Below are 20674 nucleotides of genomic sequence, written 5' to 3' on the forward strand. Positions count from 1 at the left end.
CTCGCAAGGACCGGAAGCAGGCTGTCCGAATGAGGGCCATTATCTGTAAGACAAGTCGGCTATCGGGCCGAGGCGTTTGCATGGCGCAGGTACACCCCGGCCCGGCACCAAAGCAAGGCTGCAAGGCCAGCGCGTCATTGATCGTCCGATTGTCATCTTGGGGATGACGAGGGACTGCGGCCTTGAGCAAAACGGGGGCGCAATGGCCCCCGCTGACGTCATGTGTTGAAGAGGAAATGCAGGACGTCGCCGTCCTTGACCGTGTAGGTCTTGCCTTCGGCCCGCATCTTGCCGGCTTCTTTCGCACCCTGTTCGCCGCCATTGGCGATGAAATCCTCGTAGGCGATGGTCTCGGCGCGGATGAAACCCTTTTCGAAATCACCGTGGATCACGCCTGCCGCCTGCGGAGCCTGTGTGCCGGTGCGGATGGTCCAGGCGCGCGCTTCCTTGGGTCCAACCGTGAAGTAGGTCTCAAGGTGCAGCAGCTCGTAGCCGGCACGGATCAGGCGGTCGAGGCCGGCTTCTTCGAGCCCGAGCTCGCCAAGGAACATCTCGGCCTCCTCGGCGTCGAGCTGGCTGATCTCTTCCTCGATCTTGGCGGAGATCACCACGTGGCTGTTGCCCTGCTCGGCGGCCATGGCAGCGACCTTCTCCGACAGCGCGTTGCCGGTGGCGGCTTCGGCTTCATCGACGTTGCAGACGTAGAGCACCGGCTTGGAGCTCAGCAGCTGCAGCATCTTCCACTGTTTGATGTCGTCTTCATCGACCTCGACGAGGCGGGCGGGCTTGCCCTGCTCGAGCATCTCAAGCGCCATCTTCATCAGGCGTTCCTGCTGGACCGCCTCCTTGTCGCCGCCGCGCACCTTGCGCACGATGTTCTGGAGCCGCTTCTCGAGGCTTTCCATGTCGGCGATGATGAGCTCGGTTTCGATGGTCTCGGCATCGGACACCGGGTCCACGCGGCCGTCGACGTGGGTGACGTCGTCATCCTCAAAGCAGCGCAGCACGTGGGCGATGGCGTCGGTCTCGCGGATGTTCGCGAGGAACTGGTTGCCAAGGCCCTCGCCCTTGGACGCGCCCTTCACCAGGCCCGCGATATCCACGAAGGTCATGCGGGTGGGAATGATGCTCTTGGACTGCGCGATCTCGGCCAGTTTGTCGAGGCGGCTGTCCGGTACGGCGACCTCGCCCACGTTGGGCTCGATCGTGCAGAAGGGGAAGTTCGCCGCCTGCGCCGCGGCGGTTTTGGTCAGCGCGTTGAAGAGGGTCGACTTGCCGACGTTCGGCAGACCGACGATGCCCATGCGAAAGCCCATGTCACGATCCTTGTTTGGCGTTGGCCGCCTTCTAGGCAGGGAAACGCGCAAGTGCAAGCGGCCCTGCGGGTCAGCCTTTCCGCATGGCCGGAAGCGCCTGCCACCAGAACCGCGCCAGCAGCAGCACCGCGGCGGCCCCGAGACCGATGGACAGCCCGCCCCAGACCCCGAGCGAGCCGAAGCCCAACCAGATCCCGAGCCCCCATGCCGCCGGAAGCCCCAGGCACCAGTAGGCCACCGCTGCCATCACCATGGGCACCTTGGTGTCCTGCAGGCCGCGCAAGAAGCCGAGGCTGACCACCTGCAGCGCGTCTACCAGCTGGAACAGCGCCGCCACGGCCAGCAGCTGCACGCCGATGGCAAGGATGGCGTCCCGGTCAGGATCGGTGGGCGAGATGAAGAGCCCCACGAGCGTGCCGGGGATCAGCAGGAACATGGCCACCGCGACCACCACCGCCGTGACCGAGATCGCGAAGGTCGCCCGCGCCTCACGCGCAAGGAAGGCATGGTCCCCACGGCCCCGCGCCTGCCCCGCACGCACTGTGGCGACGTTCGACAGTCCCAGATGCACCATGAAGGTGGCGGCTGTGATCTGCAGCGCGATGCCATGCGCCGCCAGCGGCGCGGTGCCGAACCAGCCGATGAGGATGGCCGAGGCGGCAAAGAGGCCGACTTCGGCCAGCGTGGTCAGGCCGATGGGCCAGCCGAGGGCAAAGACCTCACGCAGCACTTCCGCGTCGGGGCGCCAGAAGCGCTGCCACAGCGGGTATTCCGGCAGGCGCAGGCGGGCATAGGCCACGACACCTAGCAAAGACACCCCGTGCGACACGAGGCTGGCAATGGCGGCACCGCGAATGCCAAGCTCGGGCGCACCCCAGTTGCCGAAGATCAGCGCGTAATTGGCCAGCGCGTTGGCCACGGCCGCGAAGACGGTGATCCACAGCACCACGCGGGTGTGCTCCAGCGCGGCAAGGAAGCTCTTGAACACCATGACCCCAAGCGCCGGCAGAAGTCCCGCCCCGGCGATGCGCAGGTAGATCTGAGCGTCGAGTGCCACCTGAGGCTCCTGCCCCATGGCCCTCAGGATCGGGGCCGACATCCACATCAGCGGGAAGACCAGCGCGAAGAACCCCGCCGACAGCCAGAGCCCCATGCGTGTGGCGCGGCGGATGCGGGCATGGTTGCCCTGCGCGTCGTATTGCGCCACCAACGGCATCACCGCCCAGGCAAAGCCCGACCCGAAGAGAAAGAGCACCGCGAAGGCCATGCTTCCGAGGGTCAGCGCCGCCAATTCGGCCACCCCGTAGCGCCCGATCATGGCCGCATCGGTAAAGCCGATTGCCATCTGCGCCAAGTGCCCGCCAATCAGGGGCAGGCCAAGCGCGAGGATTGCCCTCGCATGGGCGCGATATGGTTGAGCGATGGTCATCACCCGGGCTTATAGAGACGCTGCCCCTGCGGCAATAGCCGTCCTGCGGGACGCTGCGGCACCATGACGGGCCGCGATGGATTGGATGTAGAGAAACGAATGCACGCTGGAAGTGGCAAACCCGCGCTGGACAGCCGTGTGCTTGTCCCTGCCCGCCTGCCTCAAGACGGCCTGCCCGCGGTCTTGCAAAGCGCTGCACCTCCTCAACCGGGGCCTCGCCACCTCGGGTGACGCCCCGACGTCGCAAGCTACGCCACACCTTCTCGAGCCAAGTCGCTCCCCATCGCGTGGCACCCTCTCGTCTCGCGCTGTGCCTCAGCGTTCCACACAGCGCCCCTCGTCTCACCACCGCGAAGCGTGCTCTTGCGGCATGCTCCACTCCCCCCGAGCCGAAGCTGGCCGATCGCGTCAAGCCAACGCGTTCCCTGCCATAAGCACGCACCTGTGCTCCACGCTTTCCCCCGCCTCACTCTTGCTGGACCCTGCTCTCTTGGCGCACCAACCTTCCCTGAACGACGCCTGCGCCCGGCTGCGCGCGGTGTGTCCGGACCGGCAGCACGTCGTTTCGGACGTCCGCTCAAAGTGCCCCGCTCGGGCCCCCGTATGTCCTTGATCCGGAAAACCCGGCAACAGGAGGCGTGCGGCGTCATCCACCAGCGCGCGCCAGCAACAACGCGACACTGCTCCCCGAAGCGCCGCAGCGCACCCCTTCTGCCCAGACCTGAGGGGAGGGTGCGGGCTTACCGGTCACAGGCAGGCCGGAACACCATTTCGTCGGTTGCAACCACATGCCCCCCGTGCTTCCTGCAACCCCAACACATCAGGAGCCCGCCCATGTTGCGCCGCCTATACGACTGGACCATGTCGATGGCCGACCACCCCAAGGCCCTCTGGATCCTTGCCGCGGTGGCCTTCATCGAAGCCTCGGTGTTCCCGATTCCGCCGGACGTTCTGATGATCCCCATGATCCTCGCCGCGCCGCGCAAGGCATGGCTCATCGCGCTGGTGGCGACTGTGTCTTCGGTGGTCGGGGGACTGGCGGGCTATGCGATCGGGCAGTTCGCCTTTGAAGGCGTCGGACGGCCCATTCTCGAGGCGCTCGGAAAGGGCGACAGCATCGCCGCCTTCAACGACAAGTTCAACGGCGTCGGCTTCTGGGCGGTGCTCATCGCAGGTGTCACCCCCTTCCCGTTCAAGGTCATCACCATCATGTCGGGCTGGACGGCGATGCCGCTCGGCACATTCATCGTCACCGCCATCATCGCGCGGGCGCTTCGTTTCTTTGTGGTGGCCGGCCTGCTGCGGGCCTTCGGACAGCCAGTGCGCGATTTCATCGAGCGCAGACTTGGCTTGGTTTTCACCCTGTTCTGCCTGATCCTTCTGGGCGGCTTCTACCTCGTGAGGTACCTTTGACCCTGTCCCGTAATATCCTCGTCGCGCTGGCCACTGCCGGGTCCGCCGCGGTCCTCCTCGGCGCTTTCGGCTTCCAGTACATCGGCGGGCTGCCCCCGTGCCACCTGTGCCTGTGGCAACGCTGGCCCCATGCCATTGCCATACTCATCGGGGCTCTCGCGCTTGCGGTGCCGGGCCGGGTGCTGCCAGTGCTGGGGGCGCTCGCTGCGCTCGCCACCGCGGCGGTCGGCGTCTACCACACCGGGGTTGAGCGCAAATGGTGGGAAGGCCCCACCACCTGCACCGCCTCAGGCGACATCTCGACCCTAAGCGCAGACGACGCGATCAACCAGATCATGGGCGCCGCGATCACCCGCTGCGACGATGTGCTGTGGCAGTTCCTTGGCCTGTCCATGGCCAGCTGGAACGCGATCATCAGCGTCGTGCTGGCGGGCCTCTGGATCGCCGCCGCCCGCAAGAGCCGCGCCTGACGGCGGCTCGGGGGCCCGTTCCGGTGCCCTGAACCAAAGTTACCCCCCCCCGGATCTGCACCCGGGGGGCAATGGCACCGGGCACTCTACCGGTGCAGATCGGTCTTGATGGCGATGGGCCAGTCCGCCGCCCCCATCTCAGGAGACCACCCATGACCCGCCTTTTCACCACCGCCATTTCGCCCTCGCCCTCAGCACGCTACCGCTGACCGGTGCCTCGGCCTCTCCGGGTATCGACGCGGCCACTGACGCGAAGATGCGCGACACGCTGGCCGCCAGCGGCTACGACGTGCACCACGTCGACAGCGAGGACGGCAAGATCGAGGTCTATGCCATGAAAAATGGCCGCAAGCTCTCGCTCTGCCTCGACGATGCCCTCAACATCATGAAGACCAAGGAGGACTGAGGCGCGGCGGGGCGCATCATGCAGGGCAACGCGCGGGAGGAGAGCGAGCCTCGGGGCGATGCCGTGGACACGGAACAGATGACAGCCCCGCCGCACTCTGGCATGACGGCCCCATGACGAACCGCATCGCCTTCTGGCTGGCCCTCATCCTCGTCGCGGCGATCGCGGTCGACGTGATCGTGTTCGGCGCCGAACACCTGCTCTTCCTTGCCAGGAAGTTCTTCGCCTTGCTCGACTGGGTCGCATTCTGGCGCTGACAGCGCCGCCTGCGTCACCGTGCCCTGTCCCTTCGGGGTGTTAATGTTAGCGCAAGCAGTTGACTTTCCTCGTGCAAGCTGTTGGTCTGCGCGCAAACCGCATCTGACATGGATAGGAGAGTTCCATGACCGTCAAGGTTGCCATCAACGGCTTCGGCCGTATCGGCCGCAACGTGCTTCGTGCCATCATCGAGTCGGGCCGCACCGACATCGAGGTCATCGCGATCAACGATCTCGGCCCGGTCGAGACCAACGCCCACCTGCTCCAGTTCGACAGCGTGCATGGCCGTTTCCCCGCCGAGGTGAAGGTCGACGGTGACACCATCGACGTGGGCCGCGGCCCGATCAAGGTATCGGCCGAGCGCAACCCCGGCGATCTGCCGTGGGGTGACGTGGACGTGGTACTGGAATGCACCGGCATCTTCACCGCCCGTGAAAAGGCCGCAATGCACCTCGCCAACGGCGCAAGCCGTGTGCTGGTGTCCGCGCCCGCAACGGGCGCCGACAAGACCATCGTGTTTGGCGTCAACGACGACACGCTGACCAAGGACGACCTCGTGGTCTCCAACGCGTCCTGCACCACCAACTGCCTGTCGCCTGTCGCCAAGGTGCTCAACGACAGCATCGGGATCGTGAAGGGCTTCATGACCACGATCCACTCCTACACCGGCGACCAGCCGACGTTGGACACTATGCACAAGGACCTCTACCGCGCCCGCGCCGCGGCGCTGTCGATGATCCCGACGTCGACCGGTGCCGCCAAGGCCGTCGGCCTCGTGCTGCCGGAACTCAACGGCAAGCTCGACGGCGTCGCGATCCGCGTGCCGACCCCGAACGTGTCGGTCGTCGACCTGACCTTCGAAGCCGCACGCGAGACCACCGTGGAAGAGATCAACGATGCGATCCGCGCCGCCGCCAACGGTCCGCTGAAGGGCATTCTGGGCTTCACCGACAAGCCCAACGTTTCCATCGACTTTAACCATGACAGCCATTCTTCGATCTTCCACACGGACCAAACCAAGGTCATGGAAGGCACCATGTGCCGCATCCTGACCTGGTACGACAACGAATGGGGTTTCTCGAACCGTATGGCGGACACCGCCGTCGCCATGGGCAAGCTTATCTGAGACCGCGCGGGCCACGGCCCGAAGCATTGCTGACCTTGAAAGGGGCGTGGCCGATGGCCGCGCCCCTTTTCAGTCGCCCGGTATCTGCCGGGCCACAGTATGGGCCTGCGATGCGCCTTTCCCCCTATGGTATCCAGCAAGGCTAACAGCCCATCGCGGTTGCTCGCGTCGTGCTTTGGGCCGATGCGCCCCTAGACCTTCGGCCACCGGCCTGCTGTTGGCACGAGGCATCGTCCGAGCGCCCGGCCCGGGCCCCTGCTCAGCGACTACCTGCGCAGCCGTCTGGCCACATGACCGACGATCCGCATATGCCACCGCCAGGGCGCCTGATTGGACGAGGGGCCGTCCGCACGAAGATGCCATGGGGTCTTTTCGGGAAGCACTGTTGAAACGCGTCAGGCCACGGACGTCTGCGCCGGGGCCAAGCCGTGGAACCATGACCTCTCGCCAGCTCCTGCCGCCGGCGTCCCTCCCCGGGGGCTGTTGTTTGCTACTGTCAGCGATCTTCGCGTAGTCCTGTGAATTTTCCGTTTACCAGCCCCCCGAACCGCCGTTCGCAGGGCTTGGCGGAATGGGCACGAGCCGCGAAGCGCTCAGCCGCCGCCATGCACAGATTGCAGAGCGCCACGCCATTTTCGTCGATTGTGCTGCGTCGCAGCATGAGTAAGTTGGCGCTAACAGAAACGAAGGGAGGAGAAACGGAGACATTGCCATGACCCAAATTATCGCCACCCTGAAAAACCGCCTCGACGCCCACAGCCGATTTCGCCGCACCCTGCGCGAACTTCGCGCAATGCCGCTGGACGTGGCGCTTGACCTCGAACTGAACCCCGCCGAATTCCGCCGCATCGCGGCCGAGGCCGTCTACGGGCCCGCCCGCGCCTGACATCTGAACCCATACAGCAACCGACACAGCCAGACCCTCGAAAGGATCGCCACATGTCCGTCATTTCCCGCATGTACCGCCGTTACGCCTATCGCCGCACGCTCAACACCCTGCGCTGCCTGCCCTCGCGCACCCGCATCGATTGCGACATTGAAGGCCACGAGCGCGAGATCGCCAACCGCGTTGCCACCGGCTTCTGATCGCTTCCGGCCCGTAAGGGTGCGGACGCGACCCCTTCCAGCCCGGACGCGGAGCATGCTTCGCGCCGGGCGGACCCCGTTCAGGTCGATCCGATCGATTTCAGCGGAACTTGCCGTCCAGAGCGTCATTCACCTGCGGCGTTACGAACTTGCTCACATCGCCCCCCAGCCGCGAGATTTCCTTGACCAGCTTGGACGCGATCGCCTGATGCCGCGCCTCGGCCATCAGGAACACCGTCTCGACGCTTGAATCGAGCGACCGGTTCATTCCCACCATCTGGTATTCGTATTCGAAATCCGCGACGGCCCTCAGACCGCGGATGATCATCTGCGCACCCACATCGCGGGCGCAGTTAATGAGCAGGTTCTCGAACGGATGCACGACGATCTCGATCCCCGCATCCTCGGCCAGCTTGGCGCTTTCCGCCTCGATCATAGCCACGCGTTCTTCCAGCGAGAACAGCGGCCCCTTGTCGCGGTTGATCGCGACGCCAATGACCAGCCGGTCGACCAGAACCGCGGCGCGGCGGATGATGTCGATATGGCCGTGAGTGATCGGGTCAAAGGTGCCGGGGTAAAGACCGATGCGCATGGGGGCTGCTCCTCCGTCCCGTCTGCAGTTGCGGCACGCAACAATATTGCGCCTCGGAATGCAACCCCCCGGAGGAAATTCCATGCTGCCGCTGCAGCATAGCCGCGGCGGCAGACCAGTGCCTGATGCGTGTCAGTGCCCCATGATCATGCCCTGCAGGGCGCTTTTCTCCATCGCAAGTTCGTCGATCTGGGCAGCAACCACGTCGCCGATGGTGATGATCCCGACCATGACCCCATCCTCGACCACCGGCATGTGACGGAAGCGGCCTTCGGTCATGCGGGCAAGCACCGAGGTGCTGTCCTCGTCCCGGGTGCAGGTCTGCAGTTTGGCGGTCATCAGCTCGTCCACCCGCAGGGTCAACACCTCGCCCCCCTCGCTTGACAGGCGGCGGACGATGTCGCGCTCGGACAGGATGCCAAGGGGCGTCTGCCCGTCCTCGGAAACCACCACGCCGCCGATGCGCCGTTCGGCCAGCACCCGGGCCGCAGCTGCGACGCTGGTGCCAGGGGCCACGGTGACGACGCCGTCATCCTTCTTGTCCTTGAGTATCTGCTGCACCTGCATTCGCGCTCTCCTCCAATCGCTCTCATGCGTTTGAAATCAGGGTCCGCGCCCTGCGACATTCTGTCAAGTAAGACCTTCGAGTCTTAATAATTCCCTGCGAACCCCCGCCACAAGCGCATCGGAAAAGGCATCAAGCCGCCCAAGTCGGCGATCATCCGCATGGCGCACGAGGTAAAAGCTGCGGGTGATCGACACTTCGTCTGCCAGCACCTTGCGCAGCCCCGGCGCGGCGGGCAGCGCGAAATCATGGACAATGCCCACCCCGGCGCCCTGCCGCAGCCAGTTGAACTGCACCGACACCGCGTTCGAGGCGAGGCCCACGCGTTCGAGCCCCAGCTCGCCCAGGTAATCGAGCTCTTTGTCGAAGATCATGTCGGGGATGTAGCCCACCATCCTGTGCCCGCGCAGGTCGGCAAGGCTGCGGATCGGGGCATGGCGCGCGAGATACTCGTCGGAGGCCGCAAGGTGCAGGCGGTAATCAGTGAGCTTTTGCACCACCAGCCGACCCGCGGTGGGGGCCGACACACCGATGGCGAGGTCCGCCTCGCGCCGCGACAGGTTCACCACCCGCGGCAAAGCGACGATCTGGATCTCCAGCTCGGGATTGTGCGCGCCGATCTCGGCGCAGACTTGCGGCAAAAGAAAATTCGCCATGCCATCGGGCGCGCCGATGCGGATCTGGCCGGACATGCCGCTACCCGCCCCACGAACCGCCTGCGTGCCAAGGCCAAGCGCTGCCTCGGCGCTTTCCGCGTGGGACAAAAGCCGCGATCCGGCTTCGGTCAGCGCATAGCCCTGAGGGCCCTTGGCAAAGAGCGGTTGGCCCAGCGTTTCCTCCAGCCGCGCCACACGGCGACCCACCGTGGCCGGATCCATGCGCAGCACCCGCCCCGCCCCCGACAGGCCACCGCCCCGCGCCACCGCAAGGAAGATCCTCAGGTCATCCCAGTTGTCCCGCATCTCGCCCCCCTTTGCAAAAACGCAAAACCTTTTTGCCGCATTACCTCTGTACCGTGCGTTTTCGCAAGACTACTCTGGCGCCAACCCGGGCCTTCCGCCCGGAACGCCCCAAGGGAGGAGCCGATCATGAAGGACCAACAGGACGTGAAAGAGCTTACGCATTTCATCAACGGCAAGCATGTGAAGGGCACCTCGGGCCGCTTCACCGAGGTGTTCAACCCCGCCACCGGCGAAGCCATCGCCAAGGTGCCGCTGGCCACCGTGGACGAACTGAACGATGCCGTGGCCAAGGCCGCCGAGGCGCAAAAGGCCTGGGCTGCGACCAACCCGCAGCGCCGCGCCCGCGTAATGATGAAGTTCGGTGCCCTCATCAACGAACACATGGACGAGCTGGCCGAACTGGTCAGCCTCGAACACGGCAAGACCCTGCCCGACGCCAAGGGCGACGTGCAGCGCGGTCTCGAGGTGGTCGAGGTCTGCATGGGCGCGCCGAGCCTGCTCAAGGGCGAGTTCACCGATGACGGCGGCCCCGGCATCGATCTTTATTCCATGCGCCAGCCGCTGGGCGTGGTTGCGGGCATCACGCCCTTCAACTTCCCCGCCATGATCCCTCTGTGGAAAATGGCCCCGGCGCTGGCCTGCGGCAACGCCATGATCCTCAAGCCCTCCGAGCGCGTGCCCTCGACCTCGCTGCGCCTTGCGGAGCTGATCATCGAGGCAGGCCTGCCCGAGGGCGTGCTGCAGGTGGTCAACGGCGACAAGGAGACCGTGGACGCGATCCTCGACAACGACACCGTACAGGCGGTGGGCTTTGTCGGCTCGACCCCGATCGCGCAGTACATCTATGGCCGCGCTGCAACCAACGGAAAGCGCGCCCAGTGCTTTGGCGGTGCCAAGAACCACATGATCATCATGCCCGACGCGGACCTCGACAAGGCTGCAGACGCGCTTGTGGGCGCAAGCTTCGGCGCGGCGGGCGAACGCTGCATGGCGATCTCAGTCGCGGTGCCCGTAGGCAAGGAAACTGCCGACAAGCTGGTCGAAAAGCTGGTGCCCCGCATCGAGGCGCTCAAGGTCGGCCCCTACACTGCCGGGGACGACGTGGATTACGGCCCGGTCATCACCGCCGCCTCCAAGGACCGCATCGCGGGCCTGATCGAAAGCGGCATCGAGGCCGGTGCCGACCTCATCGTCGATGGCCGCGATTTCACCCTGCAGGGCTACGAGAACGGCTTCTTCGTGGGCCCGTCCATGTTCGACAACGTGACCCCCGACATGGAGATCTACAAGCAGGAGATCTTTGGCCCGGTGTTGACCCAGGTGCGCACCGAGACCTACGAGGACGCGCTGAACCTCATCATCGACAACGACTACGGCAATGGAACGGCGATCTACACCGCAGACGGCGACACAGCGCGCGACTTCGCGCACCGGGTCAATGTCGGGATGGTGGGCATCAACTTCCCAATCCCCGTGCCGCTGTCGTACCACAGCTTCGGTGGCTGGAAGAAATCTGCCTTTGGCGACCTCAACCAGTACGGCCCCGACGCCTTCAAGTTCTACACCAAGACCAAGACCGTCACGGCGCGCTGGTTCTCGGGGATCAAGGAAGGTGGCGAGTTCAACTTCAAGGCCATGGACTGATCAACGTTTCCGCCTCAGGCGTCACGCCTTCCGCACCCTCCGGCCCACGTGCCGGGGGGTGTTGTTGTTGTGGCACTCTCCCGCACGGGACCGAAAGGCAGGCATCAGAGCATCAGGTTGAAGATCATGTACGAAGCCCTTGGCACCACCGCCTGATTTGCGATGGTTCGCTTGACAGCCCGACCTCCCGCGTTCAATCTTAGGAAGAGTTTAAACTCATCTCGCCACCAAAAAATTGTCAGCCAGGCGGATTGTCAGCCAGGCGGGTTGGAAGAGCCGAACGTGCCCGTAGATCTGGTGATTTTGCCCCAAGCGTCTTTAGGCTACCTGCGCTTTCGCAGGGTTGTGACGCCCGTTGAATACATCGCCTGCATCCGCCGCCTTCTTGACGCACCCGAGATGTCCCCCGAAACGAAGATCCTCGCGGACCTGTCCCGGGTCGAGGACGTCGCTGCCGATTTCAAGCAGCTGCTGACCCTCGTAATGGTCAAAGCGCGGCTAAGCGCCAAGGTGGCGCCGGGCACAGCCTATGCCTTCATCGCACCGGATGACGGTGCCTTCGATGCCTGCCGCATGTTTGAGCAGATCGCAGAGACGACACTGCCCTACCGGATCAATGTCTCCCGACGCGAGGCTGAAGCGCTGCGCTTTCTGGGGCGGCCCGAACGGACGGTAGCCGATCTGCTGCGCCTCGCGGACTGAACGCTGCGCCCTTGCACCGGGCCGGGCGGCGCGGCAAAAGGGGCCGGCCTAGCATCGGAGCCGTCATGAAGATCTGCATTGTCACGTCTGATTACTTCGTCCCGGGCGAAACCTTCATCAACCGCCACATAGAGCATGCCTTCGGCGGCAACACCTGCGTGCTTGCCGGACGGTTCAACGGCAACGATCCGCTGGGCAAGCCGCTCTTCGTGCGCCGCTCCCGGCTGAGCGCCGCAGACCGCGTCCGGGCGCCCTTCGCGATGGGCTGGAACGCGCTGACCGAGCACACCGGCCGCCTGCCCTTCGGGGCGAACCGCGCAAGGCTTGCCGCGTGGCTGCGTGAGAGCCAAGTGGATGTCATCCTTGCGGAATTCGGCACTCAGGCGCTTGTGATCTCGAAGCTCGCGCAGGAGCTGGGGTTACCCTGCTTCACCTATTTCCGCGGCACTGATGCCAGCTTCGCCCTGCGACAGGCCAGGACCGTGCGCGCCTATCGGCGGATGATGCCACGTCTGGCGGGGGTCTTCTCGGTTTCGCAATTCCTTCTCGACAACCTTGCACGCCATGGTGTCACCCATCCCAACGCTCACGTGGTGCCCTCTGGCGTGGACATCCGCCGCTTCACGCCTGAGGCAAAGGGTCCCGGCAGCTTCCTTGCCGTGGGCCGCATGGTGGAGAAGAAAGCGCCGCAGGTGACGCTGCGCGCCTTTGCGACCGCCGCGAAAGGGCGCGAGGCGCATCTCACATTCATCGGCGACGGCCCCCTTCTAGAGGAATGCCGTTCCATGGCCGCTGATCTGGGTGTGGCAGACCAGGTCACCTTCACCGGCGCGCTGCCCCATGACGAGGTCCGCCAGCACCTCCAGCGGACCGAGACCTTCCTGCAGCACTCGGTCACCGCGCAGAACGGCAACACCGAAGGGCTGCCCACCGCCATTCAGGAGGCGCTGGCCTGCGGCTGCATCACACTGTCGACCATCCACGCCGGCATCCCCGAGGCGGTGGATCACGGCACCAACGGCCTGCTGGTGGACGAATGGGATGAAGCCGGCTTTGCAACCCGCATCGCCGAGATCCTCAACATGGATGACCGCTCGGCCATGACCCGCGCCGCGCGGGCGACCGCCGAGGCAAAGTTCGACAACGACGTGCTGCTGACGAAGATGGAGGGCATCATCCGTGACACGATGGCCCGCTGACGCGGCACCGAAACACGCCGGGCCCGTGCCGCCAGACAGACCGACGCCCCACCGGCTTCACCTCCGCCCCATACGAACGGAACGCCCATGACCGAGATCACCCTCCGCCGCCCCGACGACTGGCACCTGCACCTGCGCGATGGCGCCATGCTGCAGGCCGTGACCCCCGAGACCGCCCGCCATTTCGGCCGCGCGATCATCATGCCCAACCTCGTACCCCCGGTAGTGACCGGTGCAGATGCCGCCGCCTACCGCAGCCGCATCATGGCCGCCGTGCCCGAGGGATCCGGTTTCACCCCGCTGATGACGCTCTATCTCACGGAACAGACCGACCCGGCGGACGTGGTGAAGGCGAAACAGGACGGCCTCATCACCGCGCTCAAACTGTACCCGGCGGGCGCCACCACTAATTCCGCCTCCGGCGTGCGCGACTTCGACAAGGTACGCCCAGTGCTCGAGGCGATGGCGGAACACGGCATTCCGCTGTGCGTGCATGGCGAGGTGGTCGACGGCGACGTGGACATCTTCGACCGCGAGGCGGTGTTCATCGACCGCGTGCTCGATCCGATCCGTCGCGCCACCCCCGGACTCAAGGTGGTCATGGAGCACATCACCACCAAGGACGGCGTCGATTACGCCCGCGCCGGCGGTGACACCCTCGGGGCGACGATCACCACGCACCACCTGGTCATCAACCGCAACCACATCCTCGTCGGCGGGATCAAGCCGCACTACTACTGCCTGCCCGTGGCCAAGCGCGAAACCCACCGCGCCGCACTGGTCGAGGCGGCAACCTCGGGCGACCCGAGCTTCTTCCTCGGCACCGACAGCGCGCCGCACACGGATCCCAACAAGGAATCCGCCTGTGGCTGCGCCGGTTGCTTCACCGCGCCCAATACCATGTCGATCCTCGCGGAGGTCTTCGAAAAGGCCGGCGCGCTGGACAAGCTCGAGGGCTTCACCTCGCTCAATGGTCCGGCCTTCTACGGCCTGCCCGCCAACGAGGACCACATCACCCTCACCAAGGGCGAGCCGGTGAGCTACCCCGCCAAGATCGACACCGGCGACGGCCCCCTCACCGTGTTCGAGCCGGGCTTCCCCCTGCACTGGCACGTGACCGAAGCCTGATCGGCTAAGTCCGCAGTCACGAAGCAATCCGGGCAGGCAGGGCATAGCGTTCTGCCTGCCTCCCCACACCGGGGCCCCCCCAGCACAGGCCGAACCTTCGGCGCCGCCGGTCCAACCCGCCGACCGGACAACCACACCGCAGCGAACATGCGTCGCAAGCGCGCTACCTCCCTGCTTCTTCTCTTCGCCAAATACGCCCGCCGGAGGCGTCCCGCCCCCGCTCCAAGCGCACATCTGCCCCCATTCCGGGCGCAATCCCCCTTCTCAAACAAGCGCAGTTCGGGGTAAGGCAGCGGCGACAACCAAGGAGTGCCCCCATGATCCCCTCGTCCTACCCCTCCCCCGAAGAAATCGCCCGCCTCTCCGCGCGGATGCTGTGGGAGATCGGGGCGGTCCATTTCATGGAAAACGGCGAGCCTTTCAAGCTTGCCTCGGGCCTGCCCTCGCCGGTCTACATCGACTGCCGCAAACCCAACTCCTTCCCGCGCGTACGTTCAACCCTGATGGACTTCCTGACCGTCACAGTCATGCGCAACGCCGGCTTCGAAGCGTTCGACAATGTCGCGGGCGGTGAAACCGCGGGCATCCCGTTTGCCGCGATGGTCGCCGAGCGCATGGCCCTGCCCATGACCTACGTGCGCAAGAAGCCCAAGGGCTACGGCCGCAATGCCCGTATCGAGGGCGTGATGACGGAAGGCCAGCGGGTTCTGCTGGTCGAGGACCTGACCACCGACGGCGGCTCGAAGCTCAGCTTCGTGGACGCGATCCGCGAAACTGGCGCCACCTGTGCCCACACCGCGGTCATCTTCTACTACGGCATTTTCCCCGAGACCACGAAGACCCTCGGCGACCATGGCGTCGAGCTACATTACCTGTGCACCTGGCATGACGTGCTGGCCGAGGCCAAGGCACGCGGCGGATTTGATGAAGCCACACTCGCAGCGGTCGAAGCCTTCCTCGAAGACCCGCGTAAATGGCAGGCGGAAAACGGCGCATGACCTAGCGTCAATCACGCCGGCCGGGGCTCATTGCAGGCCCCGGCAACCCCACCATATTTGGTGAAAGCCGCAAGCTCTGATACCATATGATAGTCTGCTCCGGCGAATCCCGGCGCGGGCCTTGATGAGCTTCTCGCTTATCCACAGACATATCCCGATTGGTTGCGCGCCAAGCCTGCGCTATGAGCAGCGCTCAGGGGCAGCCGTCACGGCAGAACGGGACAAAGGGGCAGAGCAATGAACGACCAGAGCGTGTTCAACGCGTCAGGCATCGAGGTAGAGCAGGCCGAGACAATGCCGCATTCGATCGAGGCCGAGCAGCAGCTGCTGGGCGCGATCCTGACCAACAACGACGTCTACGACCGCATCGCGTCGATCATCGGCGCGTCGCATTTCTTCGAGCCGGTGCACCAGCGTATCTACGAGATCGCCGCCGCCCGCATCGCCAAGAACAACCTCGCCTCCCCGGTGACCCTCAAGGCCTTCATGGAAGACGACGAGGGCCTCAAGGAACTTGGCGGCCCGGCCTATCTTGCCCGTCTTGCGGGGGCCGCAGTGTCCTCCTTCGCGGTTCGCGACTATGCGCAGATGATCTACGATCTCGCGGTGCGTCGTGATCTCATCCGCCTCGGGCGCGACATCGCTGACCGCGCCGCCAAGGTCGATGTGAAATCCGAGCCCAAGGAACAGATCGTCGAGGCCGAACAGGCCCTCTACAAGCTCGCTGAGCAGGGCCAGACCGAAGGTGGCTTCCAGTCCTTCCTGCGCGCCGTGACCGATGCGGTGAACGTGGCCAACGCTGCCTACCAGCGCGAAGGCGGCCTTGCGGGCATCTCGACCGGCCTCGACGACATGGACAAGAAGCTCGGCGGCCTGCACCCGTCGGACCTTCTGATCCTCGCGGGTCGTCCATCGATGGGCAAAACCTCGCTGGCCACCAACATTGCCTTCAACATCGCCAAGGCCTATCGCCGCGGCACGCTGCACGACGGCTCAGAGGGCGCGGTTGACGGCGGCGTCGTGGGTTTCTTCTCACTCGAGATGAGCGCCGAACAGCTGGCCTCCCGTATCCTCGCCGAAGCATCCGAGATCAGCTCGCACAAGATCCGTCAGGGGGACATGGACGAACGCGAATTCCGCCGCTTCGTCGACGCCGCCAAGGAGCTCGAGGCCTGTCCGCTCTACATCGACGACACCGCCGCGCTGCCGATCAGCCAGGTCGCCGCGCGCTCGCGCCGTCTGAAGCGGACCCACGGGCTTGATCTCATCATCGTCGACTACCTGCAGCTTCTGCGCGGCACCGCCGAGAACCGGGTGCAGGAGATCGGCGAGATCTCCATGGGCCTCAAGGCCATTGCCAAGGAGCTCAACATCCCGGTGATCGCCCTGTCGCAGCTGTCGCGTCAGGTGGAATCGCGCGAGGACAAGCGGCCGCAGCTGTCGGACCTTCGGGAATCGGGCTCGATCGAACAGGATGCCGACGTGGTGATGTTCGTGTTCCGCGAGGAATACTACGTCGAACGGGAAAAGCCCTCGGACGACCGCCTCGACGAGATGGCCGCGTGGCAGGAGAAGATGTCGCGCCTGCACGGCAAGGCCGAGGTCATCGTGGGCAAGCAGCGTCACGGCCCCATCGGCACGGTCGAGCTGTCCTTCGAGTCGCAGTTCACCCGCTTTGGCAACCTCGTCAAACCGTGGCAGCAGGGCGGCGACGACGGCTACTGATACCGGCAACACCGGGGCACATGGACGGAGGGGCGTGGCAATTGCCGCGCCCCTTTCTCTTTCCCTCTTGACCCTGCTCGCGCTTCGTATTCCAAGCGGAGCATGGCACAGGCAAAGCTTACTATCGACCTCGCCGCGATCCGCGCCAACTGGCGCGCGCTCGCTGATCTTTCCACCGGCGAGGCCGGCGCCGTGGTCAAGGCGGATGCCTATGGCCTTGGCGTAGACAGGGTTGCCCCGGCCCTTGCGGCAGAAGGCGCCCGGCGCTTCTTTGTCGCTGTCGCCGAAGAGGGCGTCGCGGTGCGCCGCGCCCTTGGTCCCGGCCCAGAGATCTGCGTCTTCGGCGGGCACATGGAGGGTGATGCGGCCCTCTTGCGCGACCATAAGCTTGTGCCGATGATCAACTCCATCGACCAGATGCTTCGCCATGTCGAAGCGCTGCCCGGCCATCCTTTCGGCATTCAGCTCGACAGCGGCATGAACCGCCTCGGGATGGAGCCCTCGGAATGGTCCGCCCTGCGCGAGGTCGCCCTGGCCCAGAATCCGGTACTGGTGATGTCGCACCTCGCCTGCGCCGACGAGCCCGACCACGGCATGAACGCTTTCCAGCTACGTACCTTCCGCGAGATGACCGACGGCATCGACGCGCCCCGGTCGCTGTCGGCCACAGGGGGAACACTGCTCGGTCCCGACTACCATTTCGACGTCACCCGCCCCGGCATCGGGGTCTACGGCGGCCGTCCCTTCGTGGATGCAAAGCCGGTGGTCGGCCTGTCGCTGCCGGTGATCCAACACCGCGAATGCACGCCGGGCGAAAGCGTTGGTTACGGCAACCAGCATGTCTGCCGCGTGCCCACGCGCGTCGCCACCGTCTCTGCCGGCTACGCCGACGGCATCCAGCGCTACCTGTCGCCCAAGGGCGCGCTCTGGGCCGGAGACATCCGGTGCAAGATCCTCGGGCGCGTGTCCATGGACCTCATCACCGTTGATGTCACTCATCTCAAGACCGTGCCTCCCACGCTCGACCTTCTGGGCGACCGGCAGGGCATCGACCAGGTGGCCGATGCCATCGGCACCATCGGCTACGAGGTGCTGACCTCGCTGGGCCGCCGTTACAACCGCGTCTACTCGGGCGGCTGAGCCGACATGAGCCTGACCGCCCCCCTTGCCCTGATTGGCCGCATCACGCTTGGTCTGCTTGCGGCTGTCGGGCGGGTGTCAATCTTTACGGGCCGGGCGGCCAGCCACATACTCCGCCCGCCCTTCTACCCGCGCGAGATCCTGTCGGCCTTCATCGGCATCGGCTGGCTGTCGCTGCCCGTGGTGGGCCTTACGGCAGTCTTCACGGGCGCGGCGCTTGCGCTGCAGATCTATTCGGGCGGCGCGCGCTTCAACGCCGAGGCAGTGGTGCCGCAGATCGTGGCCATCGGCATGGTGCGCGAACTGGGCCCTGTTCTGGTGGGGCTGATGATCGCCGCACGCGTCACCTCGAGCATCGCCGCCGAGATCGCCACCATGAAGGTGACCGAACAGATCGACGCGCTGACCACCCTGTCCACGAACCCGATGAAATACCTCGTCGCCCCGCGCCTGCTGGCGGCTCTTGTGACGGTGCCGCTGCTGGTGGGCGTGGGCGACATCATCGGCATCTTCGGCGGCTACACGGTGGCCACCAGCTCTCTGGGGTTCAACCCGGGCAGCTACCTCACCAATACGGTCAACTTCCTTGAACCGCTCGACGTCATATCGAGTCTTGCCAAGGGCTGCGCCTTCGGCGGCATCTCGGCACTGATGGGCTGCTATTATGGCATGGCCTCGGGGCGCGGCGCACAAGGGGTGGGCACAGCCACCAAGGGCTCGGTCGAGGCGGCGGCGGTGCTGATCCTTGCCGCCAACTTCCTGCTCACGGGGGCGTTCTTTTCCGTATGACCAAGGCCGCCGACACCCCACCGATGATCGCCCTGACCGAGGTTGCCAAGGCGTTCGGTCCCAAGCAGGTGCTGCGCGGCGTTGATCTGAGCGTGGCGCGCGGCACTTCGATGGTGATTATCGGCGGATCGGGCACCGGCAAGTCGGTTCTGCTGAAATGCATCCTCGGGCTGGTCGAGCCCGACGCGGGCCGCATCGCCGTGGACGGCGCTGACATAAACGAGGGTGACCGGGACGCGTTTCTTGCCCGTTTCGGGATGCTCTTCCAGGGCGGCGCGCTGTTCGACAGCCTACCCGTCTGGCAGAACGTCGCCTTCCGCCTGCTGCGCGGCCAGCTGCGGCGCCCCAAGGCCGAGGCGCGCGAGATCGCCATCGAAAAGCTGCGCCGCGTGGGTCTGACCCCGGACGTGGCTGATGCCTTCCCCGCGGAGCTGTCGGGCGGCATGCAAAAGCGCGTGGGCCTTGCCCGCGCCATCGCCGCCGACCCCGAGATCATCTTCTTTGACGAGCCGACCACGGGCCTTGATCCGATCATGGCCGGGGTCATCAACGACCTCATCCGCGAGATCGTGACCGAGATGGGGGCGACGGCGATGACCATCACCCATGACATGACCTCGGTGCGGGCCATCGCCGACACTGTGGCCATGCTGCACGATGGGGTCATCAAGTGGACCGGCCCGGTTTCACAGATGGACAATTCCCCCGACCCTTACCTGCAACAGTTCATCCACGGGCGCGCAACGGGCCCCATTGCCGCCGTGAGGTAACACTATGTTCGAACCCAGCCCCGTGCTGCTTGCTTTCTTGCTCTTCAAACGCTTTGCCTTCATGCCGCTGGTGGCGTCGCTGTCGCTGGTGCGGGCGCTGCGGGCGCGGGCACCGTCGCGCTACATGGCGATCACCGCGCTGGTTGTCGCCGTTATCGAGTGCATCCTGCTGCTGGCCCCGGTGGCTGGTCTGACCGGAGGACATTTGGCCGCAATGGGCCAACGCTTCATGAACATGGGCAACGGCATGCTGCCGCTGCTGGTGCCGTCGCTTTTCCTCGCAATCAGTGCGTACATCCCCGGCAGCCGCGACCGAGGCATCGACTTTGCCCATATCGCCTTGCTGTGGATCCTCGTGGGGCTCTGGGTTGCAACGCTCGTGGTCTGACGGACTGCTGCGCTGGCTCAACCTGTCGCTGCTGCTGCTCTACCCGCTGTCTTGGACCGCGCCACTGATGCGCGCCGGGCTGCTCCCGCTGTTCGCCCTTGACGAAATCAGCGTGCTGAGCGGCATCTCCGCCCTGTGGCAGACCGACCGGCTATTGGCGCTGGTGGTGGCGCTGTTCGCCCTTGTCGCGCCCATTGCGAAAACCGCTGGCGTGGCGCTGGTGCAATTCGGCATCCTCGGACGGCGCGCGCTTGGGCCTCTGGGCCTGCTGGGAAAGTTCGCCATGGCCGACGTGTTCCTGGTCGCGCTCTATGTCGTTCTTGCCAAGGGAATCGGCGTCGGACGGCTGGAGACCGCCTGCGGGCTCTACCTTTTTAGCGCTTGCATCTTCGTATCGGTCATCATTACCGCCATCGAATCGCGTCAGACGTCCTAGTTCCCTAAAGACGGATCCAAGACAACCCTCTATTAATAAGGGAAAAATAAATAAACTGCCCAATACATTCAAAATTTAATTCACGTGGCGCGCAACCTTCGGCGTATTATCGCCGTTAACTTTCCATCCAAC

Annotated in this window: 23 protein-coding genes; 18 read left to right on the forward strand and 5 right to left on the reverse strand. The window is 65.1% G+C overall.

The window, feature by feature from the left end:
- Nucleotides 1-218 precede the first annotated feature (218 nt).
- Both ychF and IEX41_RS01495 read right to left on the reverse strand, forming a co-directional pair.
- On the reverse strand, nt 219-1316 hold the full coding sequence (ychF, locus tag IEX41_RS01490; RefSeq protein WP_188788126.1) for a redox-regulated ATPase YchF: 1098 nt from the start codon (nt 1314-1316) through the stop codon (nt 219-221).
- 70 nt (nt 1317-1386) lie between these two features.
- Complete coding sequence (locus tag IEX41_RS01495; RefSeq protein ID WP_188788128.1) at nt 1387-2745, reverse strand: MATE family efflux transporter; 1359 nt, start codon at nt 2743-2745, stop codon at nt 1387-1389.
- A gap of 834 nt (nt 2746-3579) precedes the next feature.
- Between IEX41_RS01495 and IEX41_RS01500 the strand changes: the two genes are divergently transcribed.
- The 7 genes from IEX41_RS01500 (at nt 3580) to IEX41_RS01530 (ending at nt 7504) form a co-directional block, all read left to right on the forward strand.
- Nucleotides 3580-4158: a YqaA family protein gene (locus IEX41_RS01500; protein ID WP_188788130.1), complete on the forward strand. Its 579-nt coding sequence runs from the start codon at nt 3580-3582 to the stop codon at nt 4156-4158.
- Complete coding sequence (locus IEX41_RS01505) at nt 4155-4628, forward strand: disulfide bond formation protein B (protein ID WP_188788132.1); 474 nt, start codon at nt 4155-4157, stop codon at nt 4626-4628. Before IEX41_RS01500 ends, IEX41_RS01505 begins: the two co-directional genes overlap by 4 nt.
- A 205-nt stretch (nt 4629-4833) precedes the next feature.
- Nucleotides 4834-5034, forward strand: a complete 201-nt coding sequence (locus IEX41_RS01510) for a PepSY domain-containing protein (protein ID WP_188789209.1) — start codon at nt 4834-4836, stop codon at nt 5032-5034.
- 113 nt (nt 5035-5147) lie between these two features.
- Nucleotides 5148-5291, forward strand: a complete 144-nt coding sequence (locus IEX41_RS01515) for a hypothetical protein (RefSeq protein WP_188788134.1) — start codon at nt 5148-5150, stop codon at nt 5289-5291.
- A 125-nt stretch (nt 5292-5416) separates the two neighbouring features.
- On the forward strand, nt 5417-6418 hold the full coding sequence (gene gap / locus IEX41_RS01520) for a type I glyceraldehyde-3-phosphate dehydrogenase (RefSeq protein WP_188788136.1): 1002 nt from the start codon (nt 5417-5419) through the stop codon (nt 6416-6418).
- 712 nt (nt 6419-7130) lie between these two features.
- Nucleotides 7131-7304, forward strand: a complete 174-nt coding sequence (locus tag IEX41_RS01525) for a hypothetical protein (RefSeq protein WP_188788138.1) — start codon at nt 7131-7133, stop codon at nt 7302-7304.
- A 53-nt stretch (nt 7305-7357) separates the two neighbouring features.
- Nucleotides 7358-7504 carry a glyceraldehyde-3-phosphate dehydrogenase gene (locus tag IEX41_RS01530; RefSeq protein ID WP_188788140.1) on the forward strand — a complete coding sequence of 49 codons (147 nt, stop codon included), beginning with the start codon at nt 7358-7360 and terminating at the stop codon, nt 7502-7504.
- A 100-nt stretch (nt 7505-7604) separates the two neighbouring features.
- Here the strand turns inward: IEX41_RS01530 and coaD are convergent, their stop codons facing one another.
- The 3 genes from coaD to IEX41_RS01545 all read right to left on the reverse strand — a co-directional run bounded on the left by coaD (nt 7605) and on the right by IEX41_RS01545 (nt 9623).
- Complete coding sequence (gene coaD / locus IEX41_RS01535) at nt 7605-8096, reverse strand: pantetheine-phosphate adenylyltransferase (RefSeq protein ID WP_188788142.1); 492 nt, start codon at nt 8094-8096, stop codon at nt 7605-7607.
- 132 nt (nt 8097-8228) lie between these two features.
- Nucleotides 8229-8663: a CBS domain-containing protein gene (locus tag IEX41_RS01540; RefSeq protein ID WP_188788144.1), complete on the reverse strand. Its 435-nt coding sequence runs from the start codon at nt 8661-8663 to the stop codon at nt 8229-8231.
- A gap of 63 nt (nt 8664-8726) precedes the next feature.
- A complete protein-coding gene (locus tag IEX41_RS01545) occupies nt 8727-9623 on the reverse strand; it encodes a LysR family transcriptional regulator (RefSeq protein ID WP_188788146.1) in 897 nt (298 codons plus the stop codon).
- A 144-nt stretch (nt 9624-9767) separates the two neighbouring features.
- On the opposite strand from IEX41_RS01545, the gene IEX41_RS01550 reads away from it, so the two are divergent.
- From IEX41_RS01550 to IEX41_RS01600, 11 genes are all read left to right on the forward strand, one after another.
- Nucleotides 9768-11267 (forward strand): CoA-acylating methylmalonate-semialdehyde dehydrogenase, encoded by a 1500-nt coding sequence (locus IEX41_RS01550; RefSeq protein ID WP_188789210.1) that lies wholly within the window; start codon nt 9768-9770, stop codon nt 11265-11267.
- Nucleotides 11268-11549: 282 nt separating this feature from the next.
- Nucleotides 11550-11969, forward strand: coding sequence for a hypothetical protein (locus IEX41_RS01555; RefSeq protein ID WP_188788148.1), 420 nt, complete (start codon nt 11550-11552; stop codon nt 11967-11969).
- 65 nt (nt 11970-12034) lie between these two features.
- Nucleotides 12035-13168: a glycosyltransferase gene (locus tag IEX41_RS01560; RefSeq protein ID WP_188788150.1), complete on the forward strand. Its 1134-nt coding sequence runs from the start codon at nt 12035-12037 to the stop codon at nt 13166-13168.
- Between the two features lie 87 nt (nt 13169-13255).
- Complete coding sequence (gene pyrC, locus IEX41_RS01565; RefSeq protein ID WP_188788152.1) at nt 13256-14296, forward strand: dihydroorotase; 1041 nt, start codon at nt 13256-13258, stop codon at nt 14294-14296.
- Between the two features lie 317 nt (nt 14297-14613).
- Nucleotides 14614-15294, forward strand: a complete 681-nt coding sequence (locus tag IEX41_RS01570) for an orotate phosphoribosyltransferase (protein WP_188788154.1) — start codon at nt 14614-14616, stop codon at nt 15292-15294.
- A gap of 237 nt (nt 15295-15531) precedes the next feature.
- Nucleotides 15532-17019: a replicative DNA helicase gene (locus tag IEX41_RS01575; protein ID WP_188788156.1), complete on the forward strand. Its 1488-nt coding sequence runs from the start codon at nt 15532-15534 to the stop codon at nt 17017-17019.
- A 102-nt stretch (nt 17020-17121) separates the two neighbouring features.
- Entirely contained in the window at nt 17122-18159 is a 1038-nt protein-coding gene (gene alr, locus IEX41_RS01580) for an alanine racemase (RefSeq protein ID WP_188788158.1), read from the forward strand.
- A 6-nt stretch (nt 18160-18165) separates the two neighbouring features.
- Nucleotides 18166-18948, forward strand: coding sequence for an MlaE family ABC transporter permease (locus IEX41_RS01585; RefSeq protein ID WP_188788160.1), 783 nt, complete (start codon nt 18166-18168; stop codon nt 18946-18948).
- A gap of 23 nt (nt 18949-18971) precedes the next feature.
- Nucleotides 18972-19718: an ABC transporter ATP-binding protein gene (locus tag IEX41_RS01590; RefSeq protein WP_188789211.1), complete on the forward strand. Its 747-nt coding sequence runs from the start codon at nt 18972-18974 to the stop codon at nt 19716-19718.
- A 4-nt stretch (nt 19719-19722) separates the two neighbouring features.
- Nucleotides 19723-20106: a hypothetical protein gene (locus IEX41_RS01595; protein WP_188788162.1), complete on the forward strand. Its 384-nt coding sequence runs from the start codon at nt 19723-19725 to the stop codon at nt 20104-20106.
- A complete protein-coding gene (locus IEX41_RS01600; RefSeq protein ID WP_229672873.1) occupies nt 20087-20542 on the forward strand; it encodes a paraquat-inducible protein A in 456 nt (151 codons plus the stop codon). The genes IEX41_RS01595 and IEX41_RS01600 overlap by 20 nt, the downstream gene beginning before the upstream one ends.
- Nucleotides 20543-20674 lie beyond the last annotated feature (132 nt).

The organism is Salipiger pallidus (assembly GCF_014643635.1).
Lineage (GTDB): Bacteria > Pseudomonadota > Alphaproteobacteria > Rhodobacterales > Rhodobacteraceae > Salipiger > Salipiger pallidus.